Consider the following 21,475-nt stretch of genomic DNA (forward strand, 5'->3'; position numbering starts at 1 on the left):
TCCGGCGCCGGGTGCGTGGCGTCCGACGCCGCCCGCATGGCATCCCCTGCGGTTCCCGGGTGGGGCCCGGGGTGGCGGACGCGTTCAGTCGGTTGTGGGTGCGGTGAGGGCGCGGGGCGCGGCCGGCGATGGCGGGGTGCGTGGCGTGGGGACGCCGCCCGGTCAGGTCCTCCTGCGGCTTCCGGGTGGGGCCTGGGTGGCGGACGGGCTCAGTCGGCGGCGGGTGCGCCGAGGACGCGGGGCACGGCCGGCGATGGCGGGTGCGCCGGTGTCCGACGCCGTTCCCCGGTCCCCCTCGGGCGGAGGCCGCCGTCCCGGTCGTCCGCGCCGTACCGGGCGAGGACGGCAGCGGCTTCCGGGTGGGCCCCCACTGCGGGGGCCGGGGTGGTGGACGGGCTTGGTCGGTGGTGGGGGAGCGGGGCATGGCCGACGCCCCCGGTGCGCCGCCCGCACGGCTCCTCCCGCGGCTTCCGGGTGGGCCCCGTCCTGGGCGTTCGGGGGTGGGGACGGGCTCGGCCGGTTGTGGGGGCGCTGAGGACGCGGGGCATGGCCGCGCCGGGGTGTGTGGCGTCCGACGCCGCCCGCACGGCTCCTCCCGCGGCTTCCGGGTGGGCCCCTCTGTGGAGCCCGGGGTGGCGGATGCGCTCGGTCGGCCGTGGGGGCGGTGAGGACGCGGGGCACGGTCGGCGGCGCCGGGGCGTCCGACGCCGTTCGCCCGGTTCCCCCTGCGGTTCCGGTGGGCGCCCCGCCGGGGCCCGGGGTGGCGGACGGCTCAGTCGGTCGTGCGTGCGGTCAGGACGCGGGGTCCGTCCTCCGTGATGGCCACCGTGTGCTCGGCGTGGGCGGCGCGCGAGCCGTCGCTCGTGCGCAGGGTCCAGCCGTCGTCGGCCTCGTAGTACGTGTCCTTCCCGCTCGCGATGACCATCGGTTCGATGGCGAGGACCATGCCGGGGCGGAGCGGGAACCCGCGGCCGGGGCGGCCCTCGTTCGGGACGTCGGGCGCCTCGTGCATGCGGCGGCCGATGCCGTGGCCGCCGAAGCCGTGCGGGATGCCGTAACCGGCGGCACGGCAGACCCGGCCGATGGCGTGGGCGATGTCGCCGACGCGCCCCCCGGGCACGGCCGCGTCGATGCCCGCCGCCAGCGCCCGCTCGGCGGTGTCGATCAGCCGGAGGTCCTCCGGGCGCGGGCGGCCCACCACGAAGCTGATCGCCGAGTCGCCCGCCCAGCCGTCCAGCACCGCCCCGCAGTCGACGGAGAGGAGGTCCCCGTCGCCGAGCCGGTAGCCGGTGGGGATGCCGTGCACGATCGCGTCGTTCACCGAGGCGCAGATCACCGCGGGGAAGGGCGTCGTGGCGAAGGAGGGGCGGTAGCCGAGGAACGGCGAGGACGCGCCGGCCGCGCGCAGCACCTCCCGGGCCACCTCGTCCAGCTCCAGCAGCGAGACGCCGACGCGCGCGGCCTCCCGTACGGCCGTCAGGGCCTGCCCCACGACCTGGCCCGCGGCATGCATCGCCGCGATGGACGTCTTCGTCTTCAGTTCCACCATGCCAATAACTATACCGGTATTTAAATGGTGTCCAGGCCGTCGGGGCGCCGCCGGTATTAGAATGGGGGCATGGTGCGCACCCCTCTGACCCCCGAAGAGCGCGACCGCGGTGAACGGCTCGGCCGGCTGCTGCGCGAGGCGCGGGGTGCCCGGAGCATGGCCGAGGTGGCCGCCGTGGCCGGAGTCTCGGCCGAGACGCTCCGCAAGATCGAGACGGGACGGGCGCCGACGCCGGCCTTCTTCACCGTCGCCGCGCTGGCGGGCGCGCTCGGCCTGTCGATGGACGAACTGGCCGCGCTCTGCACGCCGGCGCCCGTCTGACCCGTCCGGCGGCGCCCCGGCCGCACCCCGGTCGGAGATCCGGCGCGAGCCGTTCGCGCGCTCCCCGAAAACTCTGCGTAGTAGCCCCGTAACACGACTGGTGTTGCCTACCGGACGGGGGACCGGCGGCGGGTGGGAGCGGGGCGATGACGGTGGATCGACTCCCCGGACGGATAAGGGAGTTCGCGAGCTACCTGGACGCACTCCTGGCACGCGTCGGCGGGGGCGGTGGCTGGAGCGCGGTCTTCTGGCACCGCGATCCCGAGGGCATGCGGGCCTGCCTGGACGGACACGAGATCCCTCCGTGGGACGTGGTCGAGGCCCTGCTGGAGGACCTCGGCGCGGCGTACGGGCCAGCCGTCGCGGCGGCCGAGAGGGAACGGGCCCGCGCGCTGCACGCCGCCGCGCTCACCGCGTACGACTCCCGGCCCGGAGCCCGGGACTTCCTGGCCGGCCGGCTCGACGGCATGCTGCGCGAGCAGCGGCACGCCGCCGAACGCCACGCCGAACTCAGCCGCCTGCTGTCCGCGCCGGTGTCCGCGGCCCGCGCCGAGACCCTCCACCTCGAACTCGCCCAGGCTCGCGACGACCACCGCCGCGCCACCGCACGCTGCGCGGAACTGCGCGGCCGGCTGGCGCGGTTGGACCTGCCGGCCGCCCATCCGGTCGCCCATCCGGCCGCCCATCCGGTCGCTCACCCGGCCGCCGGTCGGGCCGTGCCACCGGGACGCCCGCCGGACCCGTCCGGCCCCCCGCCGGCCCCTCGGCGCGGCCCGGCCGGCCCACCGCCCCCCGCCCCGTTACCGGACGCCGGCTTCACGCCCGACCGGCCGGGACGGACCGCACCCGCATCCGCGCCGCCCGCCTCGCCCCCCGCCCCGCCCACCGCCCGCCGGCCCCGCGCCGGGCGCCGGCGTGGCAGCGCGCGGTTCGCCGGGATGGGGGAGGAGGGGACGGCCGCGCCCGTGACCGTGCCGCAGACCCCCGCGCCGGACGCCGGCGCCGGGATCCGGACACCGCGCGGCGCCCGCTTCGCCGGGGCCGCGGAGACGGCCGCACCGGTACCGGCGGTGGCCGCCGTGGTGGACGAGGGAGCGTCCGAGGCGGTCGCCGGGACCGTGGACCTGCTGGCGCGGCTGCGGGCCGAGGGACGCAGCGGAGAGGCGCACGTGCTGCTGGCCGAGGCGGCGCGCTGGCCCGCCGGCCGGTTGCCGTGGCTCGCGGACGCCCTGCACCGGGCCGGGCTCGGCGCCGACTGGGCCACCCTGCTGTGGGAGGCGGCCTCGCTGCCCGCCGAGCGGCTGGCCGCCGTCGCCGGCACGCTCACCGCGGCCGGCCGGGACGCCGACGCCCGGCAGGTGTTGCGACAGGGTGTGGCGAGACCGGCGGAGCAGATCGGCACGGCCGTGCTGCGGCTGGAGGCGGAGGGCCGCCACCGGGAGGCATGGGCCCTGCTGGACGCCTGTGTGCGCGTCCGCACGCCCGAGGAGGCCGCCCGGTGCGCCGCCGCGGGTCCGGCGCGTCTGGTGCCGCTGCTGCTCCGGGCGGCGGCCGGGGTGTGCGACGAGCGGCACTGGGACCTGGTGCACGCGCTGCGCGTCGCCGGGCACGCCCCGTGACCGGCGGCTGGGGAACCCGTCCCGGTCTGCCCGGGTCCGCCCCCCGGCCGGCGGATCCGCTCACCCAGCGGAGTGTGAAACGTGATCGACTCCGCGGGTTGCCGGCGATGGTCTTGGCAAGGGCGTCGCGGAGGCTTACCTTCGTCCCTCTACGGCCTGCTCTACGGGCGTAGAGGCTCTGAGGCCGCGTCGAAGGAGCAGCTCATGGCCAACGTCGTACGCGCCGCTCTGGTCCAGGCCACCTGGACCGGCGACACCGAGTCCATGGTGGCGAAGCACGAGGAGCACGCCCGCGAGGCGGCTCGCCGGGGCGCCCGCATCATCGGCTTCCAGGAGGTCTTCAACGCCCCCTACTTCTGCCAGGTGCAGGAGCCGGAGCACTACCGCTGGGCCGAGCCGGTGCCGGACGGGCCGACCGTCAGCCGGATGCGGGACCTCGCCCGCCAGACCGGCATGGTGATCGTCGTCCCGGTCTTCGAGGTCGAGCAGTCCGGGTTCTACTACAACACCGCGGCGGTGATCGACGCCGACGGCACCTACCTCGGCAAGTACCGCAAGCACCACATCCCGCAGGTCAAGGGCTTCTGGGAGAAGTACTACTTCAAGCCCGGCAACCTGGGCTGGCCGGTCTTCGACACCAGCGTCGGCAAGGTCGGCGTCTACATCTGCTACGACCGGCACTTCCCGGAGGGCTGGCGCCAACTCGGCCTGAACGGCGCCCAGCTGGTCTACAACCCGTCCGCCACCCACCGGGGCCTGTCCGCCCACCTGTGGCAGCTGGAGCAGCCCGCCGCGGCCGTCGCCAACGAGTACTTCGTCGCCGCCATCAACCGGGTGGGTCAGGAGGAGTACGGCGACAACGACTTCTACGGGACCTCCTACTTCGTCGATCCGCGCGGACGCTTCGTCGGGGAGACCGCCGACGACAAGAGCGAGGAACTCGTCGTCCGTGACCTCGACTTCGACCTGATCGAGGAGGTGCGGCAGCAGTGGGCGTTCTACCGCGACCGTCGCCCCGACGCCTACGACGGGCTGGTGCGGCCGTGAACGACCTGTACGCCCGGCACCGCCGGGTACTGCCCGACTGGCTCGCCCTCTACTACGACGACCCGATCGAGATCACCCACGGCGAGGGCCGGCACGTCTGGGACTCCGAGGGGCGCAGGTACCTGGACTTCTTCGGCGGCATCCTGACGACGTCGACCGCGCACGCCCTGCCGGAGGTGACCAAGGCGGTCGCCGAGCAGGCCGCCCGGATCGTGCACTCCTCGACCCTCTACCTCAACCGGCCGATGGTCGAACTCGCGGAGCGCATCGCGCAGTTGAGCGGCATCCCGGACGCCCGCGTGTTCTTCACCACCTCCGGCACCGAGGCCAACGACACCGCCCTGCTGCTCGCCACCGCCCACCGGCGCAGCGACACCGTGCTGGCCATGCGCAACAGCTACCACGGCCGCTCCTTCGGCACGGTCGGCATCACCGGCAACCGCGGCTGGTCCCCGACCTCGCTGTCCCCGTTGCACACCCTGTACGTCCACGGCGGCGTGCGCACCCGGGGGCCGTTCGCGGACCTGGACGACCGGGCGTTCGTCGACGCCTGCGTCGCCGACCTGAGGGACGTCCTCGGCCACACCCGGACGCCCGCCGCGCTGATCGCCGAACCCGTCCAGGGCGTCGGCGGGTTCACCTCGCCGCCCGACGGCCTGTACGCGGCGTTCCGCGAGGTCCTCGCCGACCACGGCATCCTGTGGATCGCCGACGAGGTGCAGACCGGCTGGGGCCGCACCGGCGACCACTTCTGGGGCTGGCAGGCGCACGCCCGCAACGGCCCGCCGGACATCGTCACCTTCGCCAAGGGCATCGGCAACGGCATGTCCATCGGCGGGGTCGTCGCCCGCGCCGAGATCATGAACTGCCTGGACGCCAACAGCATCTCCACCTTCGGCGGCACCCAGCTCACCATGGCCGCCGGCCTCGCCAACCTCACCCACCTGCTCGAACACGACCTCCAGGGCAACGCCCGGCGGGTCGGCGGACTGCTCATCGAACGGCTCCGCACGGTCGCCGCCCAGCTGCCCGCGGTGCGCGAGGTGCGCGGACGCGGGCTGATGATCGGTGTGGAACTGGTCCGGCCGGGCACGGACGAGGCCGATCCGCGGGCGGTCGCCGCGGTGCTGGAGGCGGCCCGCGACGGTGGACTGCTCATCGGCAAGGGCGGCGGCCACGACACCAGCGCCCTGCGGATCGCCCCGCCGCTGTCCCTGACCGTCGCCGAGGCCGAGGAGGGCGCGGCGATCCTGGAGCGGGCGCTGAGAAGCGTGGACCGGAGCGGCTGACCGCCGCCCCGGGCGGCGGCCGGGGCGGGCGGGGAGACCACCGCCCCCCTGGTGTGCCGCGCCGCCGACCGCGTCCCGACCCCACCGTCGACCGAGGGAGCAGCATGAGCAGCCGTACCGTCATCCGCAGCGGTCTCGTCGTCACCGCGTCGGACGAGATCCACGCCGACGTCCTGGTCGAGGACGGTCGCGTCGCCGCCCTCGCCGCCTCCGGCACGTCGGCGGCCGAGGCGTTCAGCGCCGAGCGCGTCGTGGACGCCACCGGGAAGTACGTCATCCCGGGCGGGGTCGACGCCCACACCCACATGGAGCTGCCCTTCGGCGGCACCTTCGCCTCCGACACCTTCGAGACCGGCACCCGCGCCGCGGCCTGGGGCGGCACCACCACGATCGTGGACTTCGCGGTGCAGAGCGTCGGCCACACCCTGCGCGAGGGCCTGGACGCCTGGCACGCCAAGGCCGAGGGCAGGTGCGCGATCGACTACGGCTTCCACATGATCGTCTCCGATGTGAACGAGGCGACGCTCGCGGAGATGGACCTGCTGGTCGAGGAGGGGGTGACCAGCTTCAAGCAGTTCATGGCCTACCCGGGCGTGTTCTACAGCGACGACGGCCAGATCCTGCGGGCCATGCAGCGCTCCGCCACCAACGGTGGACTGATCATGATGCACGCCGAGAACGGCATCGCCATCGACGTGCTGGTCGAACAGGCCCTGGCCCGCGGCGAGACGGACCCCCGCCACCACGGCGAGGTCCGCAAGGCCCTGCTGGAGGCCGAGGCCACCCACCGCGCCATCCGCCTCGCCCAGGTCGCCGGCGCCCCGCTGTACGTCGTGCACGTCTCCGCCACGGAGGCGGTCGCCGAGCTGACGCGGGCCCGGGACGAGGGGCTGCCCGTCTTCGGCGAGACCTGCCCGCAGTACCTCTTCCTGTCCACCGACAACCTCGCCGAGCCGGACTTCGAGGGCGCCAAGTACGTGTGCTCCACCCCGCTGCGGCCGAGGGAGCACCAGGCCGCCCTGTGGCGGGGACTGCGCACCGACGACCTCCAGGTGGTCTCCACCGACCACTGTCCCTTCTGCTTCGCCGGACAGAAGGAACTGGGCCGCGGCGACTTCTCCAAGATCCCCAACGGGCTGCCGGGCGTGGAGAACCGGATGGACCTGCTGCACCAGGCCGTCGTCGACGGGCACATCTCCCGTCGCCGCTGGATCGAGATCGCCTGCGCCGCCCCGGCCCGCATGTTCGGCCTCTACCCCAAGAAGGGCACTCTCGCCCCCGGTTCCGACGCCGACATCGTCCTCTACGACCCGCACGCCGAGCAGGTGCTCTCCGCCGAGACCCACCACATGAACGTCGACTACTCGGCGTACGAGGGCAGGCGCGTCACCGGCCGCGTCGAGACGGTGCTCTCCCGCGGCGAACTCGTCATCGACCGCCGGGAGTTCACCGGCCGCGCCGGACACGGCGTCTTCACCCCGCGCGCCACCTGTCAGTACCTCTCCTAGGAGCGGCCCCATGGACTTCGGCCTCGTCCTCCAGACCGACCCGCCGGCCTCCCGCGTCATCAGCCTGATGAAACGGGCCGAACGCAACGGCTTCCGCTACGGCTGGACGTTCGACTCCGCCGTGCTCTGGCAGGAGCCGTTCGTGATCCACAGCCAGATCCTCGCCCACACCTCCCGGCTGAAGGTCGGCCCGATGGTCACCAACCCGGGTACCCGCGCCTGGGAGGTCACCGCCTCCACCTTCGCCACCCTCAACGACATGTTCGGCAACCGCACCGTCTGCGGCATCGGCCGGGGCGACTCCGCCATGCGCGTCGCGGGACGCGCGCCCAACACCCTCGCCAGGCTCAGCGACGCCATGAAGGTGATCCGCGCCCTCGGCCGCGGGGAGGAGGCCGACCTCGGCGGCACGAAGATCCGGTTCCCCTGGGTCGGCGAGGGAGCCCAACTCCCCGTCTGGATGGCCGCGTACGGGCCGAAGGCGCTGAAGATGGCCGGCGAGGAGGCCGACGGGTTCATCCTCCAGCTGTCCGACCTGTACCTGACCGAGTACATGGTGAGGACCGTCAAGGAGGCGGCCGTCGCCGCCGGACGCGACCCCGCCGAGGTCACGGTCTGTGTGGCCGCACCCGCCTACGTCACCGAGGACGACTCGCCCGCGGCCCTCGCCCACGCCCGCGAGCAGTGCCGCTGGTTCGGCGGCATGGTCGGCAACCACGTCGCCGACCTGGTCGCCCGGTACGGCGAGCACTCCGGCCGGGTCCCCGCCGAACTCACCGACTACATCCGGTCCCGGCAGGGCTACGACTACTCCCACCACGGGCGCAGCGACAACCCGGACACCCGGTTCGTGCCCGACGAGATCGTGGACCGCTTCTGCGTGATCGGCCCCCCGGAGGCACACGTCGAGAAGCTCACCGCGCTCCGCGCCCTGGGCGTCGACCAGTTCGCCGTGTACGACATGCACGACGCCCAGGAGGCGACGATCGACGCCTACGGCACCAGCGTCATCCCGGCTGTCGGCGCCTGACCCCGGGACCTGCCCGCCCGCGTCGTACGGCCGCTCAGCCGCGGCCGGCGCCCAGCGCGGCGACCGCCGCCTTCGCCGCCTTGATGGCCCCCTTGTTGATCTCGTCCGTGCCGGGGGCCTTCTTGGACTCGAAGTCGCTGCCGCTGTAGGTGACGACGACGAGCGCGTTGGCGGCCCGGGCCAGCACCACGCCCTCGCGGGTCTGCTGCTTGTCCTCGGTGGTGAGGTTCACCACCGAGTAGGCGCCGTCCCCCAGTCCGGGGACGGCCCCGCCGCCGCTCTTCTCGCGGACCCGCTGCCCGTACTCCTCGCGCGCCTCCCGGTCGGAGCCGGTGATCTCGAAGGACACGTCGAGCCAGCGGTAGTCGTAGCCCTTGAGCGCGTTCCACGAACAGGTGCGGCGCAGGTCGGCGTCGGTCGACGGGATCTCCCGGCCGGCCGGCTTCGCCCCCGGCACCAGGGACGCGACGGTGGCCGCGGGCACGCCGGCGCAGGGGGCGGGCGCGGCGGTGTACTTCTTCGGCGCCGCCGTGGCGGAGGGCGCCGCGGAGGAGGCGCCGACGGGCACCTTCTGGGCCGCCGGGTGCCCGGCCGCGGGCGGCGTGACCGGACCGGACGTCAGTGCCCAGCCGGCGCAGGCGAGTACCGCGACCGGCGACAGGCGCGCGGTGAGGGCGAGCGGCAGAGGAAGGGAACGCACGGCGCACTTCTCGTGGGGGAGGCGGTACGGGAAGGTCCACGGGTGGACGGGGGACGACAGTGTCACATGACTGCCTGTGACGCGGAAGTGCCGAAGCACTCCGTACCCACCCGCTCACGCCACCCGCCCCCCGGAATACCCCTATGTCCCCTTTCCGGCGCTCCTCCACGTCCCGTCCCGTGCGGCTCCCGGGCTCACGGCACCCTCGCCGTCCACCCCGATGACAGGAACTTGGTGCGGGCGAGCTCCTCGGCGCGGGCCAGTTCCCCGGCGGTGGCCGCGCCCGGCGCCAGGCCGTAGCGTCCGCGGAACGACTCGATCATCCGGTCGATGACCGCCTCGCGCGCCAGCCCCGTCTGGCGTCGCAGCGGATCGACTCTCTTGCGGGCGCTGCGCGTCCCCTTGTCGGACAGCTTCTCCCGCCCGATCCGCAGGACCTCCACCATCTTGTCCGCGTCGATGTCGTAGGACATCGTCACGTGGTGCAGCACGGCCCCCGGTCCGCCGCAGGGGCCGACGATCCGCTTCTGCGCCGCGCCCGCGATCTTGCCCTGGTCGGTCGCGATGTCGTTCAGCGGCTGGTACCAGGCGCGGATGCCCATGTCGCCGAGGGCGCCCAGCACCCAGTCGTCCAGATAGGCGTAGCTGTCCTGGAAGGACAGGCCCTGGACGAGGGACTCGGGGACCGAGAGGGAGTAGGTGATGGTGTTGCCGGGTTCCACGAACATCGCGCCGCCGCCGGAGATCCGCCGCACCACCTCGACGCCGTGGCGGGCGGCGCCCTCCGCGTCGACCTCGTTGCGCAGCGACTGGAAGCTGCCGATGATCACCGCCGGGGCGCCCCACTCCCACACGCGCAGGGTCGGCGGGCGCCGGCCCGCGGCCACCTCGGCGGTCAGCACCTCGTCCAGCGCCATGTGCAGGGCCGGCGGCTGCGGGCCCTCGTGGATCAGCTGCCAGTCGTAGTCCGTCCAGTCCGTGGCGTGCGCGAGCGCCCGGCGCACCGCGACCGCCACGCCCTCCGCCGTCAGGCCGTACATCACCGTCCCGGCGGGCAGGGCCGCCTCGATCCGGGCCGCGAGCCCCGCCGCGTCGGTGTCCGCCGACGCGCCCTCCAGCGCGCCGTTCACCGCGTCCAGCGCCTCGTCCGGCTCCAGGAAGAAGTCCCCGGCCACGCGCACGTCCCGCAGCATGCCGTCCCGGGCCTCCACGTCCACGACGACGAGCTTGCCGCCGGGCACCTTGTACTCACCATGCACGTGCCACACCTTCCGTTCCGCACGGGACCAACGTCCGGGCGGGCCGGGGTGTTCCCCGGCGGTGGCGTGGTCCGTAGCATCGCGGGCGGAGCCGTGGGCGGTCAGCCGCGCCGGCGGCCGTGCGGCGCCCGAGCGAAGGAGCACGTCCGTGTTCACCACCCGGCCCACCCTCCAAGGCACGTTCGGCATGGTGTCGTCCACCCACTGGCTGGCCTCGCAGTCGGCGATGTCGGTGCTGGAGGCCGGCGGCAACGCCTTCGACGCGGCCGTGGCCGGCGCGTTCGTGCTGCACGTCGTGGAACCACACCTGAACGGACCGGCCGGCGAGGTGCCGGCCCTGTTCGCGCCGGCGGGCGGCACGGTGCGGGTGCTGTGCGGGCAGGGCGTGGCCCCGGCGGGTGCCACCGTCGCCCACTACCGCGGCCTGGGGCTGGACCTGGTCCCGGGCACCGGCCCGCTCGCCGCCGCGGTGCCCGGCGCCTTCGACGCCTGGCTGCTGCTCCTGCGCGACCACGGCACCCGGTCCCTCGAGGACGTGCTGACGTACGCCATCGGGTACGCCGAGCACGGGCACCCTCCCGTGGAGAACGTCGGCGCCACCGTCGAGAGCGTACGGCGGCTGTTCGAGACCGAGTGGACCTCGTCCGCTGCCGTCTACCTGCCGGGCGGACGGGCGCCGCGCCCCGGCACGCTGCTGCGCAACCCCGCGCTCGCCGCCACCTGGAAGCGGCTGCTGGCCGAGACCGCCCGCGCGGGCGGCCGGGAGGCGCGGATCGACGCCGCGCGCGAGGTGTGGCGCTCGGGGTTCGTCGCCCAGGCTCTGGTACGGCAGGCGGGGCGGCCCACGCTGGACACCAGCGGCGAGCGTCGCACCGGCACCCTCACCGAGGCCGACCTCGCCGGCTGGTCGGCGTCGTACGAGGCACCGGTGACGTACGACTGGAACGGCTGGACCGTGTGCAAGGCCGGCCCCTGGAGCCAGGGTCCGGTCCTGCTCCAGCAACTGGCCCTGCTGCCTTTGCAACTGCCCGCCCACGGCTCCGCCGACCACGTCCACCTGCTGGTCGAGGGCTGCAAGCTCGCCATGGCCGACCGGGAGGCCTGGTACGGGGACGCCGCCGCGGTGCCCGTGGCCGACCTGCTGTCGCGGGAGTACAACGCGGCCCGGCGCGCGCTGGTCGGCGAGCGGGCCAACCACGACCTGCGGCCCGGCAGCCCCGGGGGACGCCTCCCGCGGCTGCCCGTGTTCGTGGCGACGGGCGCGGACGCGCGCCGGCCCGCGCGCGTGCCGGACACCGACGGCCCCGGCCTCGCCGCGCCGGGCGCGGGCGAGCCGACGGTCGCGCGGTTCCCCGCCGGGGGACGGCCGTCCGGTGAACCGTGGGTCGGCGCGGACGGCGCGACCCGTGGCGACACCTGCCACATCGATGTCGTCGACCGCTGGGGCAACATGATCGCGGCCACGCCCAGCGGGGGCTGGCTCCAGTCCAACCCGGTCGTCCCCGAACTGGGCTTCCCGCTCGGCACCCGCCTCCAGATGGCCTGGCTGGAGGAGGGCCTGCCCAACTCGCTCACCCCGGGCCGGCGTCCACGCACCACGCTCACCCCGTCGCTGGCGCTGCGCGACGGCGTGCCGGTCCTCGCGTTCGGCACCCCCGGCGGCGACCAGCAGGACCAGTGGCAGCTGCATTTCCTCCTCGCCGCCGCCCTGCGCGCCCCCGTCCGCGGCGGCCTCGACCTCCAGGGCGCCGTCGACGCCCCGAACTGGCACACCGACAGCTTCCCCAGCTCCTTCCACCCGCGGGGCCGGCACCCCGGCGGTGTGACCGTCGAGTCCCGCACCGATCCCGGGGTCGTCGAGGAGCTGCGGCGGCGCGGCCACGACGTCACCGTGGGCCCCGCCTGGTCCGAGGGGCGGCTGTGCGCGGTGGCCCGGGACCCGGCGACCGGCATCCTGTCGGCGGCGGCGAACCCGCGCGGCATGCAGGGGTACGCCGTGGGCCGCTGACGCCGTCCCGTCCCCGCGCGCCCCGACCGTGTCCTTCATCCCGATTCCACCCGGAGTGCACCCGGGGGGCGGGGGCTGTCAGTGGGACGTGCTCTCATGGAGGCATGATCGAAGAGACGGAAACCATCGAGGAGTTTCTCGCCCGCTGTTCGGCCGACGTGGAGGAGGCGGTCCGCAAGGCCGCCGCGGCCGAGATCCTGCCCCGCTTCCGGCGGCTGGCCGAGCACGAGGTGGACCGCAAAACCGGCCCGCACGACCTGGTGACCGACGCCGACCGGCTCGCCGAGCTGCGGCTCACCGACGACCTCGGCGCGCTGCTGCCCGGCTCGCTGGTGGTCGGCGAGGAGGCGGTGCACGCCGACCCCGCGGTGTACGAGGCGCTCCAGGGCGACGCGCCGGTCTGGATCGTCGACCCGGTCGACGGCACCCGTCAGTTCGTGCACGGCGACGACGGCTTCTGCACGCTGGTCGCCCTCGCCCACCGCGGCACGGTGCTCGCCTCGTGGACGTACGCGGCGGCGCGTGACCAGTTCGCCACCGCCGTCCGGGGCCGGGGCGCCTTCCTCGACGGGGAGCGGCTGTTCGCGGGGCCGCCGGCGCCCGGCCGGGACCTCGCCGTGGCCGTCTCCCACCCGGACTTCACCACCGACGACCAGAAGCGGGCCCTGAAGGCCCTGTGGACCGACGGTCTCGCGCCGCGCCCCTGCGGATCCGCGGGCCTCGAGTACCTGGCGGTCGCCCGGGGCGAGCTGGACGCGGTGGTGTTCTCCTGGGAGGCCGCCTGGGACCACGCGGCGGGGCTGCTGCTGGTCGAGGAGGCGGGGGGCACGCACGTCACGCCGACCGGCGAGCCGTTCCGGATCACCGGCGGGAACGTCCTGCCGTTCACCGCGGCCCGCGACGCCGCCACCGCCCGCCGACTGGCCGGTCTGCTGGGCGCGGCGTCCTGAGGTCAGGGGCCACCCGGCCCGGGGGAGGGCCGGCTCCCGGCTTATCCTGCTCGCGAATGGCCGTCGGCTGACGAAGGGGTCCGAAGGTGTCGTCGATGCTCGATGCGGTCGTGGTGGGTGCGGGGCCGAACGGACTGACCGCAGCCGTGGAGCTGGCCCGTCGGGGTTTCTCCGTGGCCCTGTTCGAGGCGCGGCCCACGGTGGGCGGCGGCGCCCGCACCGAGGAGCTGACGCTGCCCGGCTTCCGGCACGACCCGTGCTCGGCGGCCCACCCCCTCGGCATCAACTCCCCGGCGTTCCGCGCCCTGCCGCTCGACCGGTACGGCCTGGAGTGGCTGCACGCCCCGCTGCCCATGGCCCATCCCTTCCCGGACGGTGGCGCGGCCGTGCTGTCCCGGTCGGTGGCCGAGACCGCCGCCTCCTTCGGGCCGCGCGACGCGGGGCCGTACCGCAGGCTGATCGAGCCGCTGCTCGCCCATTGGGACACGCTGGTGCGGGACTTCATGTCCCTGCCGTCGACCGCGCTCCCGCGTGACCCGGTCACGCTGGCCCGGTTCGGCCTGGTCGGACTGGCGCCCTCCACCTGGCTGATGCGCCGCTTCCGGGACGAACGGGTCAAGGCCCTCTTCTCCGGGCTGGTCGCCCATGTGATGGCCCCGCTCGGCGGACCGGCCACCAGCGCCATCGGGCTGGTGTTCGCCCTCGCCGCCCACGCGCGCGGCTGGCCGGTGCCCCGCGGCGGCTCCCAGGCCATCTCGGACGCGCTCGCCGCCTATCTGACCGACCTCGGCGGCGAGGTGCACACCGACTACGAGGTCAAGCGCCTGGACGACCTGCCGCCGGCGAGGGCGTACGTCTTCGACACCTCGCCCACCGCCCTGGCCCGCATCGCCGGCTTCGGCGACCACTACGCGAAGTACCGCTACGGCCCCGGCGTCTTCAAGATCGACTACGCCCTGGACGGCCCGGTGCCCTGGACCGCGCCCGAGGCCCGCGTCGCCGGCACGGTCCAGATCGGCGCCAGCCAGGCCGAGATCGGCACCGCCCTGCGCGCCGTGTCCCGCGAGGGCCGGGCCCCCGACAGACCCTTCATGATCACCGTGCAGCCCAGTGTCGTCGACCCGACCCGCGCCCCCGAGGGCAAGCACGTCTTCTGGGCGTACGGCCACGTGCCCAACGGCTGGTCCGGCGACCTCACCGACGCCCTGGAACGCCAGCTGGAGCGCTACGCGCCCGGGTTCCGGGACCGTGTGCTCGCCCGCGCCACCGCCGGCCCCGCCGAGATGGCCGCCCACAACGCCAACTACGTCGGCGGCGACATCGCCTGCGGCGCGGCCTCCGGGCTCCAGTTGCTGCTGCGTCCCCGGCCCTCCCTGTTCCCGTACCACACGCCCCACCCGGCGGTCTTCATCTGCTCCTCGGCGACCCCGCCGGGACCCGGCGTCCACGGCATGTCGGGGCACAACGCGGCCAAGGCCGTCTGGCGCAGGCTGAGGCAGACATGACCGCCCTCACCCTGGCCCTGGGCGACCTCACCCTCCAGCACGCCGACGCTCTGGTCAACGCGGCGAACTCCTCGCTGCTCGGCGGCGGGGGAGTGGACGGCGCCATCCACCGCCGCGGCGGCCCGGCGATCCTCGCGGAGTGCCGCGCGCTGCGCGCCTCCCGGTACGGCCGGGGTCTGCGCACGGGCCGGGCCGTCGCCACCACGGCCGGCGAACTCCACGCCCGCTGGGTCATCCACACCGTCGGCCCGGTGTACGGGTCCTCTCCGGACGGCCCCGCGCTGCTCGCTTCCTGCTACCGGGAGTCCCTCCGCGTCGCCGACGAACTGGGCGCCCGGACGGTCGCGTTCCCGGCGATCTCCACGGGCGTGTACGGGTGGCCGATGGACGACGCGGCCCGCATCGCCACGGAGACGGTGTCGAACACGCCGACGGCGGTCGAGGAGGTGCGGTTCGTCCTCTTCGACGACCGCGCGTACGAGGCGTTCGCCCGACAACTGCCCGACTGAGTCACTCCCTGGCCGCCCCCGCCGCCCCCGGCCGAGTATTCTGAACGCGTTCAACTACGTGTGGGGGGCGGGTGGTGAGCGTGGTGCGGCGAAGCGTGTTCCTCGCGGTGGTGCTGGCGGGCACGTGCGTCGCGTGCGCCGACGCGGGCGGCGCGGCGGCGTCGATGCGCGAGGCGGAGGCCGTGGGCACCTGGTCGAACGCGGCCGGAGCGCGCCTCACCCTCGGGTCCGACCGCCGCATGGCGGGGACCGGGCTGCACAGCGCCCTGCTGGGCGGCACCTCCTGCCCCGACGCGGTCACGGGGCACTGGGCCTTCTTCGGTCCGCTGGACGCCACGAACAGCAGCTATGCCGACGACTCCTTCGCCAGCGGTGACACCCTCGCGCTCGACGTCAGGTCCCCGCAGGACGCGTGCCTGCTGTCGGCCCAGGTGCGCCGCGACGGGCGGGGGCTCGACCTGTGCCTGGTCGAGGACCCCGACTCCGGCTGCTCGGCCGGGGAACTGCTCCGGCCGTCCCGTCCCTGAGCCCCGTTCGTGACGCGTGGGGCGGCCGGGAGCGGGAACTACGCACAGCGCGCGAGTATGCCCCCTGATCCGCAGAAGTAACTCACGATCTGTGTGGTTGTAGGACTGAAGTAAGGGCATGCGGTGGCCAGGAGGTTGATAACAATGGTTCCCCTGCTTCTCGTTCTTCTGCTCGCCCTGGTCCTCTTCGGTGCCGGCTTCGCGCTCAAGGCGCTCTGGTGGATCGCGGTGATCGTCCTGATCGTCTGGCTGCTGGGCTTCGTGGTCCGGTCCGCCGACGGTGGCGGCCGCAAGGGCCGGTGGTACCGCTGGTAGACGCGGGCGCCGCCTTACGGGCACGCCACCCCCAGACACGTGGGCCCGGCCGGTGACGGCCGGGCCCACGTGCGTCCGGCCCCGGCGGGGTCCTCGCCGGCGACGGCCGGAAGCCGTCCTCTGATTGGTATGGACATGTTCAAGTAACCGCAATAGCCTGAGGCTTGGTCTAGACCAACGCACGCAGCACGGTTCAGCTCACCGAACACCCCCACACGTTCAGAGGAGCGGCTACATGCGCACCAAGGCCAAGTCGTACGCGTCCTTACTGGGACTCACCACCGCCGCGGCCCTCGTCCTGTCGACCGGCGGGGCCAGCGGCCACGGCTACACCGACCTCCCCATCAGCAGGCAACTGCTCTGCGCCAACGGCACCGTGAAGGGCTGCGGCGAGATCCAGTGGGAGCCGCAGAGCGTCGAGGGCCCCAAGGGCTTCCCGGCCGCCGGACCGGCGGACGGCCGGCTCTGCTCGGGCGACGAGAGCCGGTTCGGCCAGCTCGACGGCGCCCGCACCCCCAAGGGCGCGCAGTGGCCCACCACCCCGGTCACCGGCGGCCAGAGCTACACCTTCCGCTGGCAGTTCGAGGCCCGGCACGCGACGACCGACTTCCGGTACTACGTCACCAAGCAGGGCTGGAACCAGGACCACGCCCTGACCCGCGCCGACCTGAACACCACCCCGTTCCTGACGGTCCCCTACGGCGGCAAGCAGCCGCCGGCCACCCTCAGCCACAGCGGCACCCTGCCGACCGGGCTGAGCGGCCACCACGTCATCCTCGGCGTGTGGACCATCGCCGACACGGGCAACGCGTTCTACGCCTGCTCCGACGTCACGTTCTGACCCCGGCACGCGCCGCCCGCTCACCCGGACGGCGCCGCCCCTGATGCGTCCGAACGCCGCCCGGCCGACGCTCGGAAGTGCCCGCGTGCTCCCCGCGAGCGCGCGGGCACCGGACGTGCGGGGAGGCGGAAAGGACACGCTCATGAGCCAGGCAGCGCAGCCCGCCGGGCCGGGTCCCACCAGCGGCGCACGGCCGCCGCGCCGGACCGGGGACCGCGGCGGCGACTGGGTCACCGGCGGCGTCACGTTCGCGGGGGTCCTCATGGTGTGCAGCGGCATCCTCGCCCTGCTCCAGGGCATCGCCGCGGTCGCCGGGGACCACGTCTACGTCCGCATCGGCAGCTACGTCTACAAGATGACGCTCACCGGGTGGGGCACCGTCCACATCATCCTCGGCGCCCTCGTCCTCGGCACCGGCGTCGGCCTGCTCAAGGACATGACCTGGGCCCGCTTCGCGGGCCTCTTCCTGGCCGCGCTCAGCCTCATCGCCCAGTTCCTGTTCCTGCCGTACGCGCCCCTGTGGTCGGTGATCGTGATGGCGCTCGACGTCTTCGTGATCTGGGCCCTGGCCTCCCGGCAGGAGGCGGCCGCGGCCTGACCCGGGCCCCTGCACGGCGGGCACCGCGAACCGCGTGGCATCATCGGCCCGGGTCACGACCACGCCGTACGAGGAGCACGATGAACCGCGCCGTCACCGCGCCGCCCGACGACGGTGCCCCCTGCCCGCGCGGCACCGGGAGCCCGGCGCGGGACACCGGCACCTCCCTGCTGGACGACTTCTCCCTGGAGATGACCGGCAAGGACACGGCCGCGCTGGAGGAGGCGCGCGACAGCGTCCCGCCCGGCACCCGGATCAACATCACCTTCCTCGCCGGCGAGGACACCGCGACCCGGCTGGCCGCAGCCCGCGCGGCCGGACGGCTCGGCTTCGTGCCCGTACCGCACATCTCCGCGCGGCGCCTGCCCTCCCGGCCCGCGCTGGAGGAGTTCCTCGCCGGACTGGCGGCCGACGGCACCGCCGGGAACGTGTTCGTCGTCGGCGGCGACCCCGCCCGGCCCGAGGGCCCCTACGAGGACGCCCTCGCCGTCCTGCGCACCGGACCGCTCCGGGACCACGGCGTCCGGCACGTCGGCATCGCCGGTTACCCGGAGGGCCACCCCGGTATCCCCGGGCCGGCCCTGTGGACGGCCCTCACCGAGAAGGCGGCGGCCATCGCGGAGCACCGCTTCACCGGCGACGTCATCACCCAGTTCGGGTTCGACGTCGACCCGGTCCTCCACTGGCTGGCGGACCTGCGCGCACGCGGCGTGCACCTGCCCGTCCGCATCGGCGTCCCCGGCCCGGCGGGCGTGCGCCGGCTGCTCGGCTACGCCACCCGGTTCGGCGTCGGCACCAGCGCCTCCGTGGCCCGCAAGTACGGCTTCTCGCTGACCAACCTGATGGGCACGGCCGGCCCGGACCGTTTCCTGCGCGTCCTGGCCGACCGCTACGACCCCGAGCGGCACGGCGTGGTGAAGCTGCACTTCTACACCTTCGGCGGGCTGCGCACCACCGCCGAGTGGATCACCCGGTTCCGTCAGGAGCGAGTCGTCTGACACCGCCGCCGCCCCGGCCGGTCCGTGGCGGCGTCGCCCCCCGAACACGGGGCCGGTCCGGGCCCATCCGCTCGATCCGCACGGCCGGGTCCCTGACCAGGCCGATGTACGTGTCGGATTTCCGCCAGCGACCCAGGTGGGCGGTGGCCCATGCTGGACCCATGCAGACAGGGATGCACCTCGACCGGGAGCAGTGCGTGCGGGCCGTGCGGTCCAAGGACGCGCGGTTCGACGGCTGGTTCTTCACCGCCGTCCTCACCACCGGGATCTACTGCCGGCCCAGCTGCCCGGCCGTGCCGCCCAAGCCGGAGAACATGACCTTCCACCCGAGCGCCGCGGCCTGCCAGCAGGCCGGGTTCCGGGCGTGCAGGCGCTGCCGCCCCGACACCAGCCCCGGCTCCCCGGAGTGGAACCAGCGCGCCGACCTCGTGGCCCGCGCCATGCGGCTGATCGCCGACGGCGTCGTCGACCGCGACGGCGTGCCCGGTCTCGCCGCCCGGCTCGGCTACAGCGCCCGACAGGTGGAGCGGCAACTCCTGGCCGAGCTGGGCGCCGGCCCCCTCGCCCTCGCCCGCGCCCAGCGCGCCCGGACCGCGCGGTTGCTCGTCGAGACCACCGCGCTGCCCATGACGGAGATCGCCTTCGCGGCCGGCTTCTCCTCCGTCCGCGCCTTCAACGACACCGTCCGCGAGGTCTTCGCGCTGTCCCCGAGCGAGCTGCGGACCAAGGCGCCGCACAGCGGCACGGGCACCCCGGGCGTACTCACGCTGCGGCTGCCCTTCCGCGCCCCCCTCAACCCGTCCAACCTCTTCGGCCACCTCGCCGCCACCGCCGTACCCGGGGTCGAGGAGTGGCGCGACGGCGCCTACCGGCGCGCGCTGCGGCTGCCGTACGGGCACGGCATCGTCGCGCTCGCCCCGCGCCCCGACCACATCGCCTGCCGCCTCAGCCTCAGCGACCTCCGCGACCTGACCGTGGCCATCAGCCGCTGCCGCCGCATGCTCGACCTGGACGCCGACCCGGTCGCCGTCGACGACCGGCTGCGCGCCGATCCGCTGCTCGCGCCCCTGGTCGACCGGGGCCCCGGCCGCCGGGTGCCGCGCACCGCGGACGAGGCCGAGTTCGCCGTCCGCGCCGTGCTCGGGCAGCAGGTGTCCACCGCCGCCGCCCGCACCCACGCGGCCCGCCTGGTCATCGCGCACGGCAAACCCCTGGACGACCCCGAGGGCGGGCTCACCCACCTCTTCCCGTCCCCGGAGGCGCTGGCCGCCGTCGACCCCGACACCCTGGCGATGCCCCGTACCCGGCGCACCACCTTTACCACCCTGGTCGGCCAACTCGCGGACGGTAAGCTCCACTTGGGAGTGGAGACCGACTGGGCCGAGGCGCGCGCCCGGCTCCTGGCGCTGCCCGGCTTCGGGCCGTGGACGGCCGACATCATCGCCATGCGCGCCCTCGGCGACCCCGACGCCTTCCTCCCCACCGACCTCGGCATCCGCCGCGCCGCGAAGGAGCTGGGCCTGCCGTCCACCCCGGCCGCGCTCACCGCCCGCGCGGCGGGCTGGCGGCCCTGGCGGGCGTACGCCGTGCAGTACCTGTGGGCCACCGACACCCACCCGATCAACTTCCTCCCCGCCTGAAGGAACCCGATGAACCAGCACACCGTGACCGACAGCCCCTACGGGCCGCTCACCCTGGTCGCCGACGCCGACGGCGCCCTGTGCGGGCTGTACATGGCCGGCCAGCGGCACCGCCCCGGCGAGGAGTCCTTCGGGCCGCGCGACGACACCCTGCCCGTCTTCGCCGAGGCCCGCGAGCAGCTGACGGCGTACTTCGCGGGCGAGTCGACCGGGTTCACCGTCCGGCTCGGGCTGCACGGGACGCCGTTCCAGCGCGGCGTCTGGGAGCAACTGGCCCGCATCCCGTACGGGGAGACCCGCACATACGGCGAACTCGCCGACCTGCTCGGCAATCCCCGCGCCTCGCGCGCCGTCGGCCTCGCCAACGGCCGCAATCCGGTGGGCATCATCGTCCCCTGCCACCGGGTGGTCGGCTCCGACGGCAGCCTCACCGGCTACGGCGGCGGCCTGGACCGCAAGCGGCGCCTGCTGGACTTCGAGCGCGGCAGCGCCCTCTTCTAGACGACCACCCGCGCACGCCGAGGCCCGGGAGCGGTCACGACACGCGGTGGCCGTTCTCCAGTTCCGCCGTGCCGGAGCCCTCCGCGAGGACGTCCAGGGCGGCCAGCACCCGGCGCCCGAGCGCGCCGGGCAGGTACGCGGTGAGGTCGTCCCGCGCGACGAGCTGCCACGACAGCAGCTCCTCCTCCTGGAGGCGGATGGCCTTCAGATCGGTGTCGCTGAGCAGGCCGCCGTCGTACAGGTACGCCACCAGCGGCGGCCGGCCCACACCGCGCACCCAGTCCACCGCCAGCAGCCGGCCGAGCTCCCGGTCGAGCCCGATCTCCTCCAGCGTCTCCCGGCGCGCGCCCCGCCGCGGGGTCTCCCCGTCGTCGGACTCGATGGTCCCGCCCGGCAGCGCCCAGCCCTCACGGTAGTTGGGCTCGACGAGCAGCACCCGGCCCTCGGCGTCCCGGAAGAGCGCGGCGGCACCGGCGATGATGCGGGGCAGGCCCGCGATGTACGTGGCGAAGTCAGGAGTGGTGGTCATCCACGAAGGGTAACCAGCCACCGGCCGGTCATGTCGCGCCCACCGCCAGGCGGAGCGTGCGCTCGGCCAGCGCGCTGATCCGCACCCCGTCGAAGCCGAACACCGCGCTGCGGACCGTGTCCTCCAGCGGATCGCGCCACTGCGCCGGGACGGCGTCCGCGCCGGTGAACACGCCGGCCACCGAGCCGGCCGCCGTGGATGCGGTCGGCGAGGCCGGGTCCGGTGCGCTGGG

General features: G+C 74.6%; 21 protein-coding genes and 1 pseudogene. 17 read left to right on the forward strand and 5 right to left on the reverse strand.

The window, feature by feature from the left end:
- Window positions 1-772: 772 nt before the first annotated feature.
- The gene (map, locus tag ACIQVT_RS20750) at window positions 773-1,549 is read right to left on the reverse strand and encodes a type I methionyl aminopeptidase (protein ID WP_403755491.1); all 777 of its coding nucleotides are present in this window, start codon (window positions 1,547-1,549) and stop codon (window positions 773-775) included.
- A gap of 69 nt (window positions 1,550-1,618) precedes the next feature.
- On the opposite strand from map, the gene ACIQVT_RS20755 reads away from it, so the two are divergent.
- From ACIQVT_RS20755 to ACIQVT_RS20780, 6 genes are all read left to right on the forward strand, one after another.
- The gene (locus tag ACIQVT_RS20755; protein WP_403755494.1) at window positions 1,619-1,870 is read left to right on the forward strand and encodes a helix-turn-helix domain-containing protein; all 252 of its coding nucleotides are present in this window, start codon (window positions 1,619-1,621) and stop codon (window positions 1,868-1,870) included.
- Window positions 1,871-2,016: 146 nt separating this feature from the next.
- Window positions 2,017-3,489: a hypothetical protein gene (locus tag ACIQVT_RS20760; RefSeq protein ID WP_403755497.1), complete on the forward strand. Its 1,473-nt coding sequence runs from the start codon at window positions 2,017-2,019 to the stop codon at window positions 3,487-3,489.
- Between the two features lie 204 nt (window positions 3,490-3,693).
- On the forward strand, window positions 3,694-4,536 hold the full coding sequence (locus tag ACIQVT_RS20765) for a nitrilase-related carbon-nitrogen hydrolase (RefSeq protein WP_403755500.1): 843 nt from the start codon (window positions 3,694-3,696) through the stop codon (window positions 4,534-4,536).
- The gene (locus tag ACIQVT_RS20770) at window positions 4,533-5,825 is read left to right on the forward strand and encodes an aspartate aminotransferase family protein (protein WP_403755503.1); all 1,293 of its coding nucleotides are present in this window, start codon (window positions 4,533-4,535) and stop codon (window positions 5,823-5,825) included. Before ACIQVT_RS20765 ends, ACIQVT_RS20770 begins: the two co-directional genes overlap by 4 nt.
- Window positions 5,826-5,929: 104 nt before the next feature.
- A complete protein-coding gene (hydA, locus tag ACIQVT_RS20775) occupies window positions 5,930-7,333 on the forward strand; it encodes a dihydropyrimidinase (protein ID WP_403755506.1) in 1,404 nt (467 codons plus the stop codon).
- Window positions 7,334-7,343: 10 nt separating this feature from the next.
- Window positions 7,344-8,363, forward strand: a complete 1,020-nt coding sequence (locus ACIQVT_RS20780) for a TIGR03842 family LLM class F420-dependent oxidoreductase (protein WP_403755509.1) — start codon at window positions 7,344-7,346, stop codon at window positions 8,361-8,363.
- Window positions 8,364-8,397: 34 nt separating this feature from the next.
- Here ACIQVT_RS20780 and ACIQVT_RS20785 read toward each other — a convergent pair whose 3' ends face one another.
- Window positions 8,398-9,063: a hypothetical protein gene (locus ACIQVT_RS20785; protein WP_403755512.1), complete on the reverse strand. Its 666-nt coding sequence runs from the start codon at window positions 9,061-9,063 to the stop codon at window positions 8,398-8,400.
- A 194-nt stretch (window positions 9,064-9,257) separates the two neighbouring features.
- On the reverse strand, window positions 9,258-10,322 hold the full coding sequence (locus ACIQVT_RS20790; RefSeq protein WP_403755515.1) for a biotin/lipoate A/B protein ligase family protein: 1,065 nt from the start codon (window positions 10,320-10,322) through the stop codon (window positions 9,258-9,260).
- Between the two features lie 148 nt (window positions 10,323-10,470).
- On the opposite strand from ACIQVT_RS20790, the gene ACIQVT_RS20795 reads away from it, so the two are divergent.
- The 11 genes from ACIQVT_RS20795 (at window position 10,471) to ACIQVT_RS20845 (ending at window position 20,714) form a co-directional block, all read left to right on the forward strand.
- Window positions 10,471-12,330 carry a gamma-glutamyltransferase family protein gene (locus ACIQVT_RS20795; protein WP_403755518.1) on the forward strand — a complete coding sequence of 620 codons (1,860 nt, stop codon included), beginning with the start codon at window positions 10,471-10,473 and terminating at the stop codon, window positions 12,328-12,330.
- Window positions 12,331-12,434: 104 nt separating this feature from the next.
- Complete coding sequence (locus tag ACIQVT_RS20800; protein WP_403755521.1) at window positions 12,435-13,280, forward strand: inositol monophosphatase family protein; 846 nt, start codon at window positions 12,435-12,437, stop codon at window positions 13,278-13,280.
- Between the two features lie 95 nt (window positions 13,281-13,375).
- The gene (locus ACIQVT_RS20805) at window positions 13,376-14,785 is read left to right on the forward strand and encodes a phytoene desaturase family protein (RefSeq protein WP_403755524.1); all 1,410 of its coding nucleotides are present in this window, start codon (window positions 13,376-13,378) and stop codon (window positions 14,783-14,785) included.
- Entirely contained in the window at window positions 14,782-15,294 is a 513-nt protein-coding gene (locus tag ACIQVT_RS20810; RefSeq protein ID WP_403755529.1) for an O-acetyl-ADP-ribose deacetylase, read from the forward strand. Before ACIQVT_RS20805 ends, ACIQVT_RS20810 begins: the two co-directional genes overlap by 4 nt.
- 80 nt (window positions 15,295-15,374) lie before the next feature.
- Complete coding sequence (locus tag ACIQVT_RS20815) at window positions 15,375-15,821, forward strand: hypothetical protein (RefSeq protein WP_403755532.1); 447 nt, start codon at window positions 15,375-15,377, stop codon at window positions 15,819-15,821.
- Window positions 15,822-15,965: 144 nt separating this feature from the next.
- Window positions 15,966-16,136: a hydrophobic protein gene (locus ACIQVT_RS20820; protein ID WP_366009704.1), complete on the forward strand. Its 171-nt coding sequence runs from the start codon at window positions 15,966-15,968 to the stop codon at window positions 16,134-16,136.
- A 235-nt stretch (window positions 16,137-16,371) separates the two neighbouring features.
- Window positions 16,372-16,977, forward strand: a complete 606-nt coding sequence (locus ACIQVT_RS20825) for a lytic polysaccharide monooxygenase (RefSeq protein WP_403755536.1) — start codon at window positions 16,372-16,374, stop codon at window positions 16,975-16,977.
- A 142-nt stretch (window positions 16,978-17,119) separates the two neighbouring features.
- On the forward strand, window positions 17,120-17,575 hold the full coding sequence (locus ACIQVT_RS20830; RefSeq protein WP_403755539.1) for a hypothetical protein: 456 nt from the start codon (window positions 17,120-17,122) through the stop codon (window positions 17,573-17,575).
- Window positions 17,576-17,766: 191 nt separating this feature from the next.
- On the forward strand, window positions 17,767-18,573 hold the full coding sequence (locus ACIQVT_RS20835; protein ID WP_403755874.1) for a methylenetetrahydrofolate reductase: 807 nt from the start codon (window positions 17,767-17,769) through the stop codon (window positions 18,571-18,573).
- Between the two features lie 161 nt (window positions 18,574-18,734).
- Window positions 18,735-20,213 carry an AlkA N-terminal domain-containing protein gene (locus tag ACIQVT_RS20840; RefSeq protein WP_403755542.1) on the forward strand — a complete coding sequence of 493 codons (1,479 nt, stop codon included), beginning with the start codon at window positions 18,735-18,737 and terminating at the stop codon, window positions 20,211-20,213.
- Between the two features lie 9 nt (window positions 20,214-20,222).
- Window positions 20,223-20,714 carry a methylated-DNA--[protein]-cysteine S-methyltransferase gene (locus ACIQVT_RS20845; protein WP_403755545.1) on the forward strand — a complete coding sequence of 164 codons (492 nt, stop codon included), beginning with the start codon at window positions 20,223-20,225 and terminating at the stop codon, window positions 20,712-20,714.
- A gap of 34 nt (window positions 20,715-20,748) precedes the next feature.
- Here the strand turns inward: ACIQVT_RS20845 and ACIQVT_RS20850 are convergent, their stop codons facing one another.
- Window positions 20,749-21,243, reverse strand: a complete 495-nt coding sequence (locus ACIQVT_RS20850; RefSeq protein WP_403755548.1) for an NUDIX domain-containing protein — start codon at window positions 21,241-21,243, stop codon at window positions 20,749-20,751.
- A 28-nt stretch (window positions 21,244-21,271) separates the two neighbouring features.
- Window positions 21,272-21,433: pseudogene (locus tag ACIQVT_RS20855) on the reverse strand (ADP-ribosylglycohydrolase family protein); the annotation flags it as partial.
- Window positions 21,434-21,475 lie beyond the last annotated feature (42 nt).

Source organism: Streptomyces sp. NPDC100445 (genome assembly GCF_044759735.1).
Lineage (GTDB): Bacteria > Actinomycetota > Actinomycetes > Streptomycetales > Streptomycetaceae > Streptomyces.